This window comes from Bacteroidota bacterium (assembly GCA_035506275.1).
Classification (GTDB): domain Bacteria; phylum Bacteroidota; class Ignavibacteria; order UBA10030; family UBA8401; genus JAGVPT01.
In genome coordinates this window covers 1-16,791 of sequence record DATJPT010000011.1, presented here as the reverse complement: position 1 = coordinate 16,791, position 16,791 = coordinate 1, and the positions used below count along the sequence as shown (strand labels likewise).

The 16,791-nt window shown below is 51.5% G+C and carries 17 protein-coding genes; 3 read left to right on the top strand and 14 right to left on the bottom strand.

Features of this window, described 5'->3' with window-relative positions:
• Nucleotides 1–21 precede the first annotated feature (21 nt).
• A complete protein-coding gene (locus tag VMF88_09710) occupies nucleotides 22–345 on the bottom strand; it encodes a 4Fe-4S binding protein (protein ID HTY11334.1) in 324 nt (107 codons plus the stop codon).
• Between the two features lie 326 nt (nucleotides 346–671).
• On the opposite strand from VMF88_09710, the gene VMF88_09705 reads away from it, so the two are divergent.
• From VMF88_09705 to VMF88_09695, 3 genes are read left to right on the top strand one after another with little or no spacing between them, the layout of a single operon-like run.
• A complete protein-coding gene (locus tag VMF88_09705; protein HTY11333.1) occupies nucleotides 672–1,688 on the top strand; it encodes a hypothetical protein in 1,017 nt (338 codons plus the stop codon).
• Between the two features lie 4 nt (nucleotides 1,689–1,692).
• On the top strand, nucleotides 1,693–2,409 hold the full coding sequence (locus VMF88_09700) for an SDR family NAD(P)-dependent oxidoreductase (protein HTY11332.1): 717 nt from the start codon (nucleotides 1,693–1,695) through the stop codon (nucleotides 2,407–2,409).
• Nucleotides 2,410–2,412: 3 nt separating this feature from the next.
• Nucleotides 2,413–4,197 carry a M28 family peptidase gene (locus VMF88_09695; protein ID HTY11331.1) on the top strand — a complete coding sequence of 595 codons (1,785 nt, stop codon included), beginning with the start codon at nucleotides 2,413–2,415 and terminating at the stop codon, nucleotides 4,195–4,197.
• Between the two features lie 50 nt (nucleotides 4,198–4,247).
• Here the strand turns inward: VMF88_09695 and VMF88_09690 are convergent, their stop codons facing one another.
• The 13 genes from VMF88_09690 to VMF88_09630 all read right to left on the bottom strand — a co-directional run.
• The gene (locus tag VMF88_09690) at nucleotides 4,248–4,724 is read right to left on the bottom strand and encodes a hemerythrin domain-containing protein (protein ID HTY11330.1); all 477 of its coding nucleotides are present in this window, start codon (nucleotides 4,722–4,724) and stop codon (nucleotides 4,248–4,250) included.
• 46 nt (nucleotides 4,725–4,770) lie between these two features.
• Nucleotides 4,771–5,070 carry a hypothetical protein gene (locus VMF88_09685; protein HTY11329.1) on the bottom strand — a complete coding sequence of 100 codons (300 nt, stop codon included), beginning with the start codon at nucleotides 5,068–5,070 and terminating at the stop codon, nucleotides 4,771–4,773.
• A gap of 50 nt (nucleotides 5,071–5,120) precedes the next feature.
• Nucleotides 5,121–5,477 (bottom strand): metallopeptidase family protein, encoded by a 357-nt coding sequence (locus VMF88_09680; protein HTY11328.1) that lies wholly within the window; start codon nucleotides 5,475–5,477, stop codon nucleotides 5,121–5,123.
• A 15-nt stretch (nucleotides 5,478–5,492) separates the two neighbouring features.
• A complete protein-coding gene (locus VMF88_09675) occupies nucleotides 5,493–6,194 on the bottom strand; it encodes a Yip1 family protein (GenBank protein HTY11327.1) in 702 nt (233 codons plus the stop codon).
• Between the two features lie 193 nt (nucleotides 6,195–6,387).
• A complete protein-coding gene (locus tag VMF88_09670; protein ID HTY11326.1) occupies nucleotides 6,388–7,758 on the bottom strand; it encodes a tryptophanase in 1,371 nt (456 codons plus the stop codon).
• A gap of 32 nt (nucleotides 7,759–7,790) precedes the next feature.
• Nucleotides 7,791–8,324 carry an adenine phosphoribosyltransferase gene (locus tag VMF88_09665; protein ID HTY11325.1) on the bottom strand — a complete coding sequence of 178 codons (534 nt, stop codon included), beginning with the start codon at nucleotides 8,322–8,324 and terminating at the stop codon, nucleotides 7,791–7,793.
• Between the two features lie 192 nt (nucleotides 8,325–8,516).
• Nucleotides 8,517–9,950: a type I glutamate--ammonia ligase gene (gene glnA / locus VMF88_09660; GenBank protein HTY11324.1), complete on the bottom strand. Its 1,434-nt coding sequence runs from the start codon at nucleotides 9,948–9,950 to the stop codon at nucleotides 8,517–8,519.
• A 37-nt stretch (nucleotides 9,951–9,987) separates the two neighbouring features.
• A complete protein-coding gene (locus tag VMF88_09655; GenBank protein ID HTY11323.1) occupies nucleotides 9,988–10,455 on the bottom strand; it encodes an Lrp/AsnC family transcriptional regulator in 468 nt (155 codons plus the stop codon).
• 762 nt (nucleotides 10,456–11,217) lie between these two features.
• The gene (glnA, locus tag VMF88_09650) at nucleotides 11,218–12,570 is read right to left on the bottom strand and encodes a type I glutamate--ammonia ligase (GenBank protein ID HTY11322.1); all 1,353 of its coding nucleotides are present in this window, start codon (nucleotides 12,568–12,570) and stop codon (nucleotides 11,218–11,220) included.
• Nucleotides 12,570–13,553, bottom strand: coding sequence for a serine/threonine-protein kinase (locus VMF88_09645; GenBank protein ID HTY11321.1), 984 nt, complete (start codon nucleotides 13,551–13,553; stop codon nucleotides 12,570–12,572). Before VMF88_09645 ends, glnA (VMF88_09650) begins: the two co-directional genes overlap by 1 nt.
• Before the next feature lie 213 nt (nucleotides 13,554–13,766).
• Nucleotides 13,767–14,600, bottom strand: coding sequence for a protein phosphatase 2C domain-containing protein (locus tag VMF88_09640; GenBank protein HTY11320.1), 834 nt, complete (start codon nucleotides 14,598–14,600; stop codon nucleotides 13,767–13,769).
• 91 nt (nucleotides 14,601–14,691) lie between these two features.
• Nucleotides 14,692–16,218 carry an APC family permease gene (locus VMF88_09635; GenBank protein ID HTY11319.1) on the bottom strand — a complete coding sequence of 509 codons (1,527 nt, stop codon included), beginning with the start codon at nucleotides 16,216–16,218 and terminating at the stop codon, nucleotides 14,692–14,694.
• Nucleotides 16,219–16,265: 47 nt separating this feature from the next.
• The coding region (locus tag VMF88_09630; GenBank protein HTY11318.1) for an outer membrane beta-barrel protein at nucleotides 16,266–16,791 on the bottom strand (526 nt) is incomplete at its 5' end.

Sequence of the window (16,791 nt, the reverse complement as noted above, 5' to 3'; positions counted from 1 at the left end):
ATAATGGAGAAGCAGGCCCCACTACGCTGCGGCGGAAACAGCAGTTTCATCTTCACGCTTCACCATATCGATCACCTCCCACGGACAATACTTTGCACAGAGCTTGCATCCTATACAGACTTCCTCGTCGACAATAACAATCCCGTTGACGTTGTTGTGGAAGTTATCGATCGGATTTTCAGGGCCGGGGACCTTATAGAGGCAATCGACTGGACAAAATTCAATGCAGACTTCGCATCCCGTGCATCCCTCGGGATGGATAATGGCAACAAGAGGTGATTTCTTCTTCTTCTTTGGCGCTGCAACGGAAACTGGCTGCTGCGGTGCAGTAACAGATTCAGACATAGCACGAAGATTTCTAAAATACGTTCGGTATGAAGCTTATAAGGACCTTGAAAAACGGCAACTTCTCAAGGTGTAGTGTGTTCGAGCATGCAGCGTCGAACTCTTGAAAAAAATATAACAAAATATGTTTCCTTTGTCAATAAGAAAAAATTGTCATTGAAGAAGTTAGAGGATTGGTCTCGCCGAAGACATGCGCGGCTTCATATAACCGTTGAATATGTCAACAACAACTCTTATTATTAAACAAGATTCGTTTGCACGTCATCGGAACTTCGTTCCGGAAACACACTTCCCACCGCTACGATCCTATCAAGAGAGGTCACAGTATGAAACACTTTCTGCTCATTGTTTGGTTCCTCTATTCTACGGCAGACTGTCAGTTGGAGAAGGAAAAACATCTCGCCAACATCAAACAAATTACGTTCGGCGGGTTGAACGCAGAAGCATATTTTTCCTCCGATGGGAAAAAACTCATTTACCAATCCGCCAAGGGAGGGTATCCGTGCGACAGGATGTTTACGATGAATATCGACGGCACGGGAGACACGCTCGTCAGCACCGGAACGGGAAGAACAACCTGCGGATATTTCTTTCCCGACGGCAAAAGGATCATCTATGCCTCAACCCATCTCGGAGGAAGCGGCTGTATGCCCGACCCCGATCGCTCCCACGGGTACGTATGGGCTGTCTTTAAAACGTACGATATTTTTTCAGCGAACCCGGATGGCTCGGACCTCAAGCGTCTCACGACAACGGATGGTTACGACGCCGAAGGGACGATTTCGCCCGACGGAAAGACCATCGTCTTCACGTCTGCGCGGGACGGCGACCTGGAGATCTACACGATGAATGCCGACGGTTCGAATCAAAAACGATTGACATACACAAAAGGGTATGACGGCGGAGCGTTCTTTTCACCCGATGGAAAGCAGATCGTCTATCGCGCTCACCATCCGACGACGCCCGAGGATCAAAAGGAAGGAGAAGACCTGCTTGCGCAAGGCCTGGTGAAACCGACGAACATGGAGATCTTTCTCATGAACGCCGACGGCTCCAACCAACATCAGATCACGAACAACGGCGCTGCGAACTTCGCTCCGTTCTTTACCCCCGACGGAAAGCGGATTATTTTCTCTTCAAATGTCAACGACCAAAAGGGATGGAATTTCGACCTGTACCTGATCGACGCCGACGGGAAGAACCTCGAGCAGGTAACGTATTCGGATGCTTTTGACGGGTTCCCGATGTTCAGCCCGGACGGCGCCAAGCTCGTCTTTGCCTCGGGACGGAATGCAACACAGCGGAGAGAGATTAACATTTTTATCGCCGATTGGAAACAATAAGAGGATGAGGCTCGCGCACAAAGTTGCCGTCATTACCGGAGCGTCGCGAGGAATCGGCCGGGCTGCCGCCAAGCGGTTTGCCCGCGAGGGGGCCGTTGTCTGCCTCTGCGCCCGACACACTGAACTGCTTCGCGCGGTGAGCCTTGAAATCATGTCCGAAGGGGGAAGATCGTTTTTCGAACAGACGGATATTTCTGATGAATCGCAGGCGGAAGATTTCTTGTCGTCGTGCGGGAAGAATTTCGGCGCTATCGACATCCTCGTAAACAACGCTGGTATTCTCGGCCCGCGCGTTCCCTTCTCGCATTACCCTTCCCAGGAATGGGCAAAAGTTCTTTCTGTAAATCTCGACGGCCTTTTCTTTATGACGAAACATGCGATCCCCTTCTTTTCCGAGCGCGGCGGATCGATCATCAACGTTTCATCGACGGTCGGAAAAGTTGCAAAAGCAAATTGGGGAGCCTACGGCATTTCGAAATTCGCGACTGAAGGGTTCACAAAAGCGTTGGCGGAAGAGTTGCGTCCTCACAATATCCGGGTCAACGCCCTCAATCCCGGACCGATCGCAACCGAAATGAGGCATGCGGCGTTCCCCGATGAAGATCCCCGCACACTGAAACACCCGGACGATATTCTTGAAGCGTTCGTCTACCTTGCTTCGGATGAATCGAAGCATGTGACAGGCCAGTCCATCGACGCACAACATTTTACGAAAGGCTGAAGCATGAAAAAAATTCTGACCTCCTTCCTCTTTTTCTTTCTTGCTCTTCCCGCTGCCGGTCTCAATGACTCGACATCCATTTACCTGAAGCAACACATCGGGTACTTAGCATCGGATGCGTTGGAAGGAAGAAAAGCCGGGAGCAAGGGGGCAGAGCTCGCGGCGGAGTACATTGCACAACAATTTCAATCCCTCGGCCTTGTCCCGCTCGGAGACCACGGAAGTTATTTCCAACATTTCAGCTTCATCTCCGGAGTGAAGCTGGGAGAGAAGAATTCCTTTTCCCGTAGCGACGGGAAGGGAACAACATCATACCAGCTTAATAGAGATTTTAGGCCGCTGGCATTTTCAGCGGACGGACAAGTTTCCGGGCCAGTGATCTTCGCTGGATATGGAATCAGTTCGACCAACCCGCAATACGACGACTATGCAAATGTGGACGTCAAGAATAAGATCGTCCTCGTCATGCGCTATTCTCCGGGAAATGATAACCCGCATTCGGAATTCGGCAAATATTTGCCGCTCCGGTACAAAACGCTGACGGCGAGAGAAAAGGGGGCGAAAGCGCTTTTGGTGGTCACAGGGTCGGCCGACGATTCGACGGACGAATTAATTGCACTCAGGTACGACAACTCTTTCAGCAACAGCGGACTCCCTGTGTTCAGCGTCTCGCGCGCCGTTGCGGACAGTTGGCTGCGCGCCGCCCATACGACGGTTGATTCCCTGCAAACACAGATCAACACGCTGAAGAAGCCGGCATCGATCGACATACCGAACGTCGTGCTCTCCCTGTCTTCCGACGTTGTCGAGATCAAAGACTCGTCTTCGAACGTTGCCGGCCTATTAAAGCTTGACGGCACCCAGAGCGATGAGTATCTCGTCATCGGCGCGCATTATGATCACCTCGGCTGGGGAGGCGAAGGATCCGGCTCTCTTGCCCCCGACAAGCATGAGATCCACAACGGTGCCGACGACAATGCTTCCGGAACCGGCGGCGTCATCGAGCTCGCCCGTCTTCTTTCCCATCAAAAAGCATCGTTGAAACGGAACATCCTTCTTGTCTCATTTTCCGGCGAAGAAGAAGGGCTGCTCGGCTCGGAATATTACGTCAAACACCCCCTCCTGCCGCTGAATAATGCCGTCGCGATGATCAACCTCGATATGGTAGGAAGGCTGAAAGACAGAACATTGACGGTGCAGGGAACCGGGACTTCGTCGAGGTGGGATTCATTGGTTGGAGCATATAATGCAGACTCAACATTTATCCTGAAATCAGTGAAAGATGGATACGGTCCAAGCGATCACTCATCCTTTTACGGAGCGAACATTCCGGTTCTCTTTTTCTTCACCGGAATCCACGAGGACTACCACAAACCATCCGACCATGCCGATAAGATCAATTACGACGGCGAGGCCCTGGTACTTGATTATATCAGGAGGATTGCGATCGACATTGACGACCATACTCCCCGCCCCGATTATTTGAAGACCTCATCGTCTTCGAATTCAGAATCCCGAGGATTCCGAGTCTATGTTGGAACCGTGCCTGATTATTCTGACCAGTCGGATGGGATGAAGATCACCGCCGTTCGCGACAACAGCCCTGCGGCAAAAGCCGGCCTCCTTGGAGGGGACATCATCGTCAAGTTTGGGAAGTTTGAGATCAAGAATGTGTACGATTATACCTACGCCCTTCAGGAATATAAACCGGGGGATGAGGTTGAAGTGGTAGTACAGCGTGGGAATGAAAAAATAGTGAAGAATGTCAAACTGGAGAAAAGAAATTAACGCTTTTGCGGAAACGGCATTCCTTCGGCATGCGGCCTATGCGGCCCGGGCTAGAGCATCCGTTGAGCAACTTTACGAAGTTCTTCTTTCGTAAAGAATCTCTTCACAAGGGGGAAGAGAATTTCATTTTCCTTGTGGATGTGGTTCACCATCAGCTGCACAATCCCCTCGGCCGCTTCTGCCAACTCCTGCCGGGCAACGCTGTCCTCGTGGCCCTCCTTCAACGCCTCGATGCTGTAGCGCAGTTTCTTGTAGATTTTCGCCATCCGCTGATGGTCTTCGCGAAGCACGTTTGTCGGACCGTCAACATAGCGTTCAACGAGAGGGAACAGCGCCGTCTCTTCTTTGCCGTTGTGCACCCGGACCTCTTCGTCCACGAACTCCGCCGCTTTCAAGAGCTGTTTGAACGCCTTGTCCGAGTACCCGTTCTTCTTTATGTCGGCCGCCGATTTTTTTAAGATACGCAGTTGAACCAGCGCAGTGTCATGTTCTTTTAGAAAGATCGCTATCGGATCTCGAATTGCCATTGATCGTTCACATCATGATGGGGATTGGAAACTTCTGCGCGGAGCGTCAAGCAGTCTCCACATACGTCGTGTACTTTGCTTTTCCGTTCTTCATGTATGTCGAAAGTTTTTCGCTGAGCGCGTCGGCTGTTTGGTCCTCGATCTCCTTGAATTGCGCGTACGCGTCTTCTGAGTCAGCGATGTACATTTCCGAAAAAGAATTCTTCTTCCCTTTCTGCTCGCCAACCACATAAACGATGTGCGGGTTTGAAGCATAATGAGACTTGAGCTCCTGCACGGCTGCGAGAAATCCTTCCCGCTTCTTCTCGTCAATCTCGTACTGCATCGTGAGTATCACTTTTGCCATCGATAAATCCTTTCAATGATTTTTCAGTGTAATTATTATCTCACCAAACATTACCACGATTTCATCGCCGAGCGCACCTGGCGTTCATCCATTCCAAAGTAATGCCCGACCTCGTGGCACAGCACTTCATAAATCTTGCTCCGGATCTCATCATCCGAAGTGCAGACGCGCTCGATATTGTTTTGATAGAGCGAGATCCTGTCCGGCAACACGGGGGACATACCGTACCATGCTCCTCTCTTTGTCAACGGAACGCCGTGATACAGTCCGAGCAGCATTGACCGCGGCGCGGGGGAGACAGGCGCATCTTCGACAACGATCTCCACGTTCTCAATTTTCTTTTTGAAGAGCGCCGGTAAATGATTGAACGCTTCTTCTGCAATATCCTCGAACCGGGTACGATCCATGCGTTAATTCTGAGATCAAACAATCAGCCAGGCGAACAGCTGATAGAGCGCTGTCGAGAAGACCAGGCACACGATCACCACCACCTCAAGCGCTTTCCAACTGGAAATCTTGTGCGCGATACTTAGCCCGATCCTCGCGAGCTGGATCGACCATATGCCGGCGACCGCATCGAGCAAAAGCAGCACGGCATAGACCACCGGCTTGACTTCCATCGGCGAGGGGGCGGTCGAAAATAAACGCAACCCTAAAGCGCCCAGTTCGATCGGCAAAATAATGGAGACCGACAAAAGAACCGGGGTGAGAGACCAGCCGACAACCGCATAGGTGTTCTTCATCGTTCCTTTTCCGCCAAAAAATTTCACCAGGCCGTGGAGTGTCGCCGCAAGAACAACGCCTACGGGAAGCGCGATCGCCAGCCCGACAACGACACCGAGCAAGAGCAGATAAAGCAGGTTGTCGAACTCGTTCCCGGCATGACGTGCCCACAGCAAGGCGAACGAGATCGCGATTCCCAGAAACGTCATCTGAAAGAGAACGTAATTCTTATGCTCAGCCACTATAATTCTGTGGAACGCTTCTGAAGGCGATTCTACGATACGCCACAGGGTCGAAAAAAAATCGAGGTTCGGCACCCGGTCCTGAATAAAACTTCCGCATTTTGCGCAGACCGTTTCAAGGTCGTCATTAGGATGCGCACAAACGGAGCACGAAATCATCGATTCGCACCTTCCAGGAAGATCTGTTTGAACACACAGCTTTTGAGGCGGTGTAAAATACGAAGTTTTGCGCTTGTTTGCAACGATTTAAGAACGGGAGGATAAATTAAACTGCAAGGCGAAATCCGGGGCAAGGAAAAATAAAGCGGCAAAAAACCGCAGGAAATGATTTAGCTATCCGGACCTTACCGGCTCACAACGGTTCAAACCGTGCCGTAAAATGACGAAGTTGAGGCGCTTCGTACACAAACTTGAATCCAGACAATTTCTTCCGGTTCGTGAACACTTCAACAACACTTTCGATCACGTAATCGATGTGACTCTGGGTATAGACCCTGCGAGGAATTGCAAGTCGGACTAATTCCATCGACGGCGCAATATGTTTTCCAGCAGCATCATACTTTCCGAACATGACGCTTCCGATCTCGACGGCGCGTATGCCGCCAACGGTATATAACTCGCAAACGATCGCTTGCCCCGGAAATTCCGCCGGCGGGATGTGCGGAAGGAACCGCTTCGCGTCGATATAAATAGCATGCCCTCCGGGGGGCTGCAGGATCGGCACTCCCGCATCGGTCAGCTTATTTCCCAGATATTCGACCGAGCGAAGACGATACGTGAGGTAATGCTCATCGAGAACTTCATCAAGACCTTGAGCGATAGCCTCAAGATCCCGCCCTGCAAGCCCGCCGTACGTCGGGAATCCCTCGGTCACGATCAAAAGGTTCCGTGCTTTCGTCGCAAGCTGCTCGTCGTTCATCGCAAGAAATCCTCCCATGTTCACGATGGCATCTTTTTTTGCGCTCATGGTGCAGCCGTCGGCATAAGAGAACATTTCTTGTGCGATCTCGCGGGCGGTCTTGCCGGCATATCCTTTTTCCCGCTTCTTGATGAAAAATGCATTCTCGGCAAACCGGCAGGCGTCGAGAAACAAGGGGATGCCGTATTTCTTCAGAACTCTTTTTGTCTCTCTGATATTCTCCATCGACACGGGCTGACCGCCGCCCGAATTGTTCGTCACGGTGATCATGCACAACGGAATATTCTCGGCGCCTTTTTCCCGGATGAATTTTTCAAGAGCCGGGATATTCATATTTCCCTTAAAATCCGCGATCACTTCGGGGTGGACTCCCTCCTCCGTCGGAAAATCGACCGCCTCCGCTCCTGAAAATTCAACGTTTGCACGGGTCGTATCAAAATGCGCATTGTTCGGAATCAACCTCCCCTTCCCTCCCGTGATCGAGAAAAGAATTTTCTCCGCGGCACGCCCCTGGTGTGTCGGTATGATGAACGTGAAACCGGTAAGATCCCGTACGACTTTTTCAAACCGGAAAAAACTGCGCGCGCCGGCATACGATTCGTCGCCGTCCATGATTCCGGCCCATTGTTTCGCGCTCATCGCCGATGTTCCGCTGTCGGTCAGCAAATCGATAAGGACGTCTTCCGCATGAATGAAAAAGGGATTATAGCCTGCCTGTTTCAAAATGTCCGACCGCTCTTCGAGTGTCGTGAAACGGATAGGTTCGACCGACTTGATCTTGAACGGCTCGATGATCGTTTTCATGGATAACTACTTTTTTTTGAAGATGGCCCCGCTTATTCGCTGTCGTACGAAATAAGCGAGAAGATGTCGTATTGCGAAAGACGTTTTCGCGGATTCAAAAAAGAAAGCTCGATGAGGAATGAAAGGGAGATGATCTTTCCCCCTAATTGTTCCACTAATTTGCATGCTGCTTCGATGGTCCCTCCCGTCGCAAGCAGGTCGTCGTGCATCAGGACCCTCTCCCCCTTTGCGATCGCATCCCGGTGAATTTCGACAGCGTCGGTCCCGTACTCAAGCTGGTATTCCTGTCGGATCTTCTCCGCTGGGAGTTTCCCCGGCTTTCTCACGGGAACGAATCCCGCGCCAAGCCTGTATGCAAGCGCTCCCCCGGCAACAAATCCGCGCGATTCTATTCCTACTACTTTATCGATGCGCTGATCCCTGTACCGATCATATAAAATATCGATATACATGCGATACGCTTCTTTGTTCATCAGAAGCGTCGTAATATCACGAAAGACAATTCCTTTTTTAGGGAAATCGGGAACACTTCGAATCGAGGCAACCAGAGTCTGGGATTCCTTCATATCATTCACTGTGGTCGTTTTTGAACCGGGTGCGCGAGGGGGGAAAATCGTTCATACAACACGAATAATGTCCGACATCGACTGGTGGACAAAAATAGAAAAATCTCATCCGAAAAGCAATCAAGGAAAAATGAAAAACCCTGCGGCTGAACAACCACCGCAGGGTTCTCGTGAGTCGTCCTCCCTCAACGACTATACGTCGTAATAGAGATGGAATTCATACGGATGCGGACGGAGCGCCATCGGCTTGACTTCCTTCGTCATCTTGTAGTCGATCCATGCATCGATCACATCCTCCGTGAACACGTCTCCCTTCAGGAGAAAGTCGTGGTCGCGCTCAAGGGCGTGCAGCGCGGCTTCGAGCGATCCGGGGGCGGACGGAATGTTCTTCAATTCTTCCGGACTCAGATCGTAAATGTCTTTGTCCAGCGGGTCTCCCGGGTCGAGCTTGTTCAGAATTCCGTCCAGGCCTGCCATCATCATTGCGGAAAAGGCCAGATACGGGTTGCATGATGCGTCGGGCGTACGGTATTCGACACGCTTCGCTTTCGGGCTTTGTGAATACGCAGGAATACGGACCGAGGCGCTTCTGTTGCGCTGCGAGTATGCAAGATTCACCGGCGCCTCAAATCCGGGAACGAGCCGTTTGTAAGAGTTCGTCGTCGGATTGGTCAAAGCGCAAAGCGCTGGGGCGTGCTTCAGCAGGCCCGCAATGTAATGAAGCGCCATATCGCTGAGATTCGCGTACCCGTTTCCAAAGAAGAGGGGCTTGCCCGCTTTCCACAAGCTCTGGTGAACGTGCATGCCCGATCCGTTGTCGCCGAAGATCGGCTTCGGCATGTACGTGACGGTCTTGTTGTGTTTCTTTGCAGTGTTCTTGATGATGTATTTGAAAAGCAGGAGCCCGTCCGCTGCGCTGACGAGCGGCGAATAGCGCAAATCGATTTCCGATTGTCCTGCCGTCGCAACCTCGTGATGCTGCGCTTCAACGTGGAGTCCGGCGTTGATAAGATTCTGCGTCATTTCATTCCGGAGATTCATGATCGAATCCGCCGGAGGAACCGGGAAGTACCCTTCCTTGTGGCGGATCTTGTAACCCAAGTTCGGGTTTTCAGCGCGGCCGGAATTCCATTTTCCTTCGTCCGAATCAAGGAAATAGTAGCTCGAATATTCGTTCGAATCGTAGCGAACATCATCGAGGATGAAAAACTCCGCCTCCGGGCCAAAGAACGCAGTGTCGGCAATGCCAGTCTGTTTCAGGTACGCTTCGGCTTTGAGCGCAATGTTTCTGGGGTCGCGGTCGTATTTCTGCTTTGTGAGCGGGTCGTACACATTGCAGACCAGACTCAGCGTCGGAATCTCGCAGAACGGATCAATGATCACCGTCGAAGCATCGGGGACGATCAACATGTCGCTCTCATGGATCGCTTTCCATCCACGGATGCTTGAGCCGTCAAAGCCCAGCCCGCTTTCAAACGTTTCTTCCGAAAGCTCGTAGATGGGAACAGTAAAATGCTGCCACTGGCCTGGAAAATCGATGAACTTAAAGTCCACCATTTTCACGCCTTTTTCTTTGATCAGCTTAAATACACTGTCGACTGCAGTGCCACCTTCTTTTTTGGCCATAGTGTTCCTCTTGATGATTGATGAAAAGAGTTTGTGATTAGGTCGTTTTTGTCTTGTGCACTTTTATCCGCGTGGTTTCTTTTGAGGATGAAAGCACCATGCTCGTCGCCGTCTTAGTGACGCCGAGCCATGATTGAACTTTCCCGAGAAGCCTTTCCAGGCTTTCAGTATTCTCGGTCCTTACCTTCAGCAAGTGGGTACCTTCGCCGGTTATTCCGTGGCATTCAAGAATGTCGTCTGTCGCATTCACATGCTCCACAAATGCGGCGAAATGTTTGGACGAATCCATTGTCACAAGAACGAACGCGGTGATGTCTTTCCCCAGCAGCTTATGGTCCAGCTTTGCGTGATAGCCGGTGATAACCCCGGCCTCTTCCAGTTTACGCAGCCTTTCGCTTGCCGCCGGCAATGAGAGACCTACAAGCTCCGCAAGCTCGTTCCTTCTTGTCCGCCCCTCTTTCTGCAGTATTTCGAGAATCGTAACGTCAATGTCGTCTAAAATCATGGGGATATTAGCGATAATTCGTCAAGTACGGTTATTGTGCTTAATTATTTAACTTTTTTTGAGAAATACTTGACGAATATAAGGAATGCTCGCCGTTTTGTCAAGAGATTTTTGGGGGTTCACATTTTACCGGCATCTCCTGTGCGATTCCAGTTCCCTACTCATAAACGAAGAGCCGACCTTTGGCGAAATTCCTCCAAGATCGCCAAAACGAACCCTAGAACAAAACCCGCAGAGACCATCCGCCGAATAGCTCCGTAACCGATCATGATCGCCGACGCAGTCAAAAGAAGGGCGAGCATGAAGGGTAGAAAAATGCCCCGCGGCTCGATCCGGGAATCCCCCCCAAACTACCGTCAAGCTAGACCAGCGATCGAAGTATTTTGCCGGGAATGAAGCTTGCGTTCTCCATCATCCAAATCCGCAACCGCAAGAATTCCGGGCGGGTTCCTGCGGCCGGAGGCAGAACAATTTAAGCCTCCCTCTTGATCATTGTTAAAGTCTTCAGAACCCGGATGGCATTATCTTTTGCAGAATCCTAATAATGCTTTATTTTAATTAATAATTTTTGATTAAGACTTTACTAATATAAAGTTCCTACGCGCCTTTGTCAAGGCCTTTTTAAAAAATAATTCTCGGGAGGGGCCGAAAAATAGGCGCCTTCAGAGACCGTCATAGATGCAGACGGCCTTTTCCGTACCGCCGGTTCAAAAAAGATGAAATGAAATTACAAGGAAGGAAATTTTCGGCAGGGATGGTCGCCTAATAGATCGGAAGATATTTATCCAATTCCCATGGAGTGACTTCAATACGATAGTCTTCCCATTCCAACCGCTTCGCGCTGACGAAGCGTTCGTACACATGAGCACCGAGTGCTTCGCGAATGACCATGTCATCTTCCAATTCGGAGACCGCTTCATCCAGGGAACTCGGGAGAATGCTGAAGGGCGTTCCGCTTTGGGAACTCGGAGCAATGTAAACATTTTCCTCGGTCGCTTCGGGTATAGGAAGTTCTCTCCTGATCCCGTCGAGCCCGGCCGCCAGCATAACGGCGAACGCCAAATACGGATTGCAGCTTGGGTCGGGGCACCGCAATTCGATTCGCGTGGAACTCGGCGTGTGTGCCCGAGGAATACGAATCAGCGCGGAGCGATTGATCCGCCCCCAGCAAATATTCACTGGCGCCTCGAATCCCCGCACGAGCCGTTTGTACGAATTCACGAGCGGGGCGAGGACAACGCACATTCCCCGTGCATGGGCGAGCTGGCCTGCGATAAAATGCTTCGCAATTTTCGACAGACCATGCGAGTCCCCCGCATCGGAGAAAGCATTCGAGCCGTTGGCTTTATATCCGAGACTCTGATGCACGTGCATGCCGCTTCCGTTAATTCCGCGGATCGGCTTCGGCATGAAGGTCGCGTACAAACCTTTTTGCTGAGCAAGAATTTTAAGCATCGCGCGGAACGTGACGGCATTATCGGCGGTCTTCAGCGCATGGGAGTATCGAAAATCTATCTCATGCTGGCCCGTCGAAACTTCATGGTGCATCGCCTCGGTCTCGATGCCGAATGCGGAAAGCATGCTGCTCATCTGCCGCCATAATCCCGTTGCCACCATATCCGTCGGCTGGTCGAAATAGCTTGCGCTGTCCTGCGGGCGAGGGGGAATGACACTGCCGTCCGGATTGGGCTTCAGCAGAAAGAATTCCAGCTCAGGTCCGGTATGATAGACGAACCCCATTTTGTTCGCTTCGTCGAGCACGCGGGAAAGGACCGCCCGCGGATCGCCGAGAAACTGATTGCCGTCGGGAGTATGAACATTGCAAATGAGACGCGCTGTCGTCTCGGTGCCGCTGAGCCACGGCAGCACGGCGAACGTCGACGGGTCGGGGATCAGATACATATCGCTCTCCGCAATCCGGGCGAAGCCCTCGATCGAGGAGCCGTCGAACCAGATCCCGTGGTTGAGCGCTGAAGGAAGTTCCGAAATGGGAACAGTGATATTCTTCACAGAGCCTGCAACGTCGGTGAATTGCAGGTCAACGAATCTGACATCGCGTTCTTTGGCAACCGCTAGAACGCGGTCAATGGCATTATCGTTAGCGGATGGAGGCATTAGTGCATCGATTTAAGTACGAATGCGAGGATCACGATGACACCAATGAGTATCACCGTGGAAACAATTGTTCGTGCAACCGGCGAACGCAAGAAGGCCCGCGTTCTCGAGGGAGCTTTTACGCGATCAAGGATGGAAATATCAACCTGTTCAAGATTGTCAAGGTCGTGAACGAACTGGTGCATGTCGCTGTAGCGATCCTTCGGCTCCCGTTGGAGACTTTTTGCAACGACCGCAGCCAGTTGAGGCGAAATGCCGGATTGAATTTTATCCAGCCGCGGAATATTGCCGCTCAGATGCTGCGCCATGACAGCAAGATTTGAATCTCCGCTGTACGGCGTTCTCCCCGTCAGCAACTCGAAAAGCATTGTTCCAACCGCATAAATATCGGTGCGAACGTCCCCCCGCTGCCCTTCGATCTGTTCCGGGGCCATGTAATCAGGGGTTCCGGCAGTGCTGCTCAAGTTCGCGTACGTGACCCTGAAAGATTTTTTCGTCAGCGCGAGGCCAAAATCGAGCACGACCGGCTGACCTGCGGCGGTGATCAAAATATTCTCCGGCTTGATGTCCCGATGAATGATCTGATTATCGTGACAATGAGCGATTCCATCAGCAATCTTTCTGATCAGCCCGACCGCTTCGGCTGGCGGCATGGGCGCTGCCCTTGCGACAAGCGACCGCATCGATTCCCCCTCAATCAGCTCTGTCACAAGGTAAGGCGTACTGTTAAACCGGCCCGATCCCAACCCTTTGAGAATTGCAGGATGCTGCAGCGTTCGCATCACCTCAAGCTCACGCTGGAATCGTTCATACTGGGCTGGATCGCCGATCGACATCTTATCAGGAATCTTCAGGACGACTTCCTTACTCGTCAGCAGATCAAAAGCGCGGTAAATGTCGCTCATTCCGCCTTGAGCAATGTGGGCCTGAATTTGAAAATGGTCGAACTGATCGCCGATCTGAAGCATTGATATTCTAGCCATAAAAGCTCTCGCAAGTTTTGGCACCGGCGGAGGACGTTTTGACGCCTCGTCCATCGTCAGCGCCATGTATTTTCTGCTGATAGTTCGGTGATTTTTCCAACGTATGGCTTGCGAGCAGGAGATTATACCAAAGATTCCCTACAAATGCAATTCTCTCCCACCGGCCGTTGTTGAGTTTGTATTGATTGATGCTCCGCATCCTTTGTGACCCGGTCATTTAAACAACCGCCGAATGGCCTGGGGCAAAGTCCAAAATGAACTCTTCTCATCCTCCGCTTTAGACGGCGCGAGCCGGTGAAGATACAGAAGAATCATCGAAAGGTTATCGTCACTTCCTCGTTCCATGGCGAGATCGACGATCTTCTTGCAAATATGTTCACGGTCTTTGGACTGTGAAATAATATCAGCAAATTCATCATCCTGAATCGTCGCCCACACTCCGTCCGAACAAAGAACGATGATATCGCCCGGCTTCGCCTGGACTTGAAATATGTCAGGCTGCACAAACAACTCCATGCCAAGGCATTTATCCAGCATTGACCGCTGGCTGTGCGTTCGCACTTTTTCCGGTGAGAGGACTTTCATTCTTACCAGCTCTCCCACGCGTGTATGGTCGTTCGTCAGACATTTCGACTTTTGCTCGCGGATCAGATAGGCGCGGCTGTCGCCGATGTGTGCGATATGTAATTTATTCCCCACGATATTAACTGCGGTTAACGTGGTCCCCATCCGGCCGGCACCGAGACGCTGGGCGGTCTGATAGACGCTCAAGTTCGCATTTTGAACTCCTACACGGAGTTTTTGAGATGGGGGAACCCCGTTCGCTGCATAAAATGTTTCGAAAAAAGTTTCGAGCGCCAATGCACTCGCAACTCCCCCGTGAGCATAGCCCCCCATGCCATCCGCAATGCCGTATAAATGCCCGTCGGTGAATGTAAGGTTGTCGACGGGATCACAAAGACGAACCGCATCCTGATTATCCTCGCGGACATTTCCCATGTGCGTGTAGCTGTACGATTCTATCTCGACGATCTCAGAATCCGTCATTCATACTCCTGGTACAAACTAGGAGGGAGGAAAACGCAATGACATTTTCCTCCCTCCGCATCGCTGCTAAAATGCTGTCCACATTTATCCGTTATGATCCGGTGGTCGCTGGAACGATCGCTTTGCCGATCTTCTTGCTGTTCCATACAAGATAGACGACGCTGACAACACCCCATCCGCCGGTAATATAGAGAGCCATTTTTGTGGCATCTTCGGAAACTCCAGGTGTCGTTAATCCGATAAAGACAACGCCGATGAGCAATCCGATGTTCCCGATCAGGCCAAGGAAAGGAATGATCGCATGCTTCACACTGTGGAATTCTTCCCGTCCGACAAACGTCACGAAGGTCAGACCACAGATGAGAGCGTAGAGGGCAAACGTGCCGATGTTCGAAGCCAGTGTGATACCCGTTAAGGCCGTGACATTCAGAACGCCGATGCTTCCGAGAACGGCGGACACAACCACAAGGACCCATACCCCCACGTGCGGGCTGGCATGCTTCTCGTGCAGGGAACCGAGCATTTCTGGCATTTCCTTGTCCTGGGCCATTGCAAAACTAACTCGCACGGCAGTATTGATCGCAGCGAGCGTAGTCCCCACAACGGCGAGAGCAACGGTGATAGCGATAATAATCATCAGAATAAATCCGTTTCCACCGAGCATCGCATCGCCGATAAGACGAACCAAATCTCCGATGGGCGCGCCCGAGGCAGCCGCGGCATCCATGCCCGTGACGATGCTTCCGTCAGGATTCGTAAACGTCAGTTTTTCGCACACTGCATAGTTTGCCGCAAAATATTCGAGCAGGTAAGCGAAGAGCCCTTGAATGACCAACGAAATGAGAACGCCGCGTGGAATGTCTTTCTTCGGATTCAATGCTTCTCCCGCTAATGATGTGGAAGATTCGAACCCAACAAGAATCAGGATCGCAATCGTCGACTGAAAGAGCATCGCCGAGAGGCTGTGCGGCCAAACGACAGAGATCGCGGCTGGATGAGCCCATTGGGTGGCATGAAGGGGATTTTGAACACGGAACATGATCGCCAGTATGCTGAAGCCGATCAGCGAAACCAATTGAATCACATTGATGGCGATGGCAACATTCGTCGAACCGGTGATTCCGCGAACTGCGATCAACCCGATAAATAAGGAGAATACAACGGCGATTCCGATCTGCTCGGGAATGGTAATGTTGATATTGAATTGCCCGAAAATATAGGTAACGAGCACAGCCATCATCGCTACCATGACGCCGGGATAGACCCAATAAAACAAGTGGGCAGCCCATCCCGTGAGAAACTTGGCCAAACGAGCGAAGCGACGGTGGGATGCCTTGTCACGGTCAAGGAAGGCTTTTTCAGCAAAATAGTAAGAACCGCCGGCGCCGGCTTCCGGATAGCGTCTCGCCAATTCAGAGAATGCTATTGCGGTAAGAAATGCAACAATGAGAGCTGCGACGATACCGGTCCACATGTCCGTCGCACCGCCATTGTTCGACGCTTGCACTTGGAATGTGATCCACAAAAATGCACCGGGAGCGATAAGCGCCATTGCGTTCACCGTGACACCAGTGAGGCCCAGCGTCTTTTTCATGGTGGTCTTTTTTTCTTCAGCCATATTTACCTCTCGAGGTTATTGGATGATTGTTGAGAATATTTTCTGAGTCAGAACGTTGCGACAACGCCGATGAGCAACGTCGGCTGCGACTGCGCCGAAAGCGACGGGCTCGCACTGGCCGTGTTGAAGAACCCAGGATTGTTCGACAGATCGTCCCTGAACTCCACCCTCGTGATCAACGGGTCGAAAAGATGGTACTCATAGGTCACCGTCACCTCTTTCAGGGTCTCCTTCGTGTCGAATGGCGTCGGTGCCCCGGTCAAGGTGTAGAGATAGGGGTCCGAATAGACCTCTTCCCTCAAGGCAATGTCCGATTTCGGGCCGAGCGCATACTTCTCATACAAATCGATCCCCTTCCACATCATCAGCGGACCTGCCGAACCTCCTAAACGCTCCTGCCCGTAGTCGGCGTTCACAGCCAGCGTGAGGTTTTCGTTGACCGCCTCGGTGATAATAAAGTCTGCCACATCCTTCTTCCCATACGGCGCAAGAAAGGGCTGTTCAAACCCGCTGATACCGTTAAAGACGATGCTCGTGCTCGAGGAAGCCGTATAGTTCAGCGTCAATCCGAGC

Coding starts and splice junctions, on each gene's coding strand:
- VMF88_09710 (HTY11334.1), bottom strand. CDS start 345: ATGTCTGAATCTGTTACTGCACCGCAGCAGCCAGTTTCCGTTGCAGCG.
- VMF88_09705 (HTY11333.1), top strand. CDS start 672: ATGAAACACTTTCTGCTCATTGTTTGGTTCCTCTATTCTACGGCAGAC.
- VMF88_09700 (HTY11332.1), top strand. CDS start 1,693: ATGAGGCTCGCGCACAAAGTTGCCGTCATTACCGGAGCGTCGCGAGGA.
- VMF88_09695 (HTY11331.1), top strand. CDS start 2,413: ATGAAAAAAATTCTGACCTCCTTCCTCTTTTTCTTTCTTGCTCTTCCC.
- VMF88_09690 (HTY11330.1), bottom strand. CDS start 4,724: ATGGCAATTCGAGATCCGATAGCGATCTTTCTAAAAGAACATGACACT.
- VMF88_09685 (HTY11329.1), bottom strand. CDS start 5,070: ATGGCAAAAGTGATACTCACGATGCAGTACGAGATTGACGAGAAGAAG.
- VMF88_09680 (HTY11328.1), bottom strand. CDS start 5,477: ATGGATCGTACCCGGTTCGAGGATATTGCAGAAGAAGCGTTCAATCAT.
- VMF88_09675 (HTY11327.1), bottom strand. CDS start 6,194: ATGATTTCGTGCTCCGTTTGTGCGCATCCTAATGACGACCTTGAAACG.
- VMF88_09670 (HTY11326.1), bottom strand. CDS start 7,758: ATGAAAACGATCATCGAGCCGTTCAAGATCAAGTCGGTCGAACCTATC.
- VMF88_09665 (HTY11325.1), bottom strand. CDS start 8,324: ATGAAGGAATCCCAGACTCTGGTTGCCTCGATTCGAAGTGTTCCCGAT.
- glnA (HTY11324.1), bottom strand. CDS start 9,950: ATGGCCAAAAAAGAAGGTGGCACTGCAGTCGACAGTGTATTTAAGCTG.
- VMF88_09655 (HTY11323.1), bottom strand. CDS start 10,455: ATGATTTTAGACGACATTGACGTTACGATTCTCGAAATACTGCAGAAA.
- glnA (HTY11322.1), bottom strand. CDS start 12,570: ATGCCTCCATCCGCTAACGATAATGCCATTGACCGCGTTCTAGCGGTT.
- VMF88_09645 (HTY11321.1), bottom strand. CDS start 13,553: ATGGCTAGAATATCAATGCTTCAGATCGGCGATCAGTTCGACCATTTT.
- VMF88_09640 (HTY11320.1), bottom strand. CDS start 14,600: ATGACGGATTCTGAGATCGTCGAGATAGAATCGTACAGCTACACGCAC.
- VMF88_09635 (HTY11319.1), bottom strand. CDS start 16,218: ATGGCTGAAGAAAAAAAGACCACCATGAAAAAGACGCTGGGCCTCACT.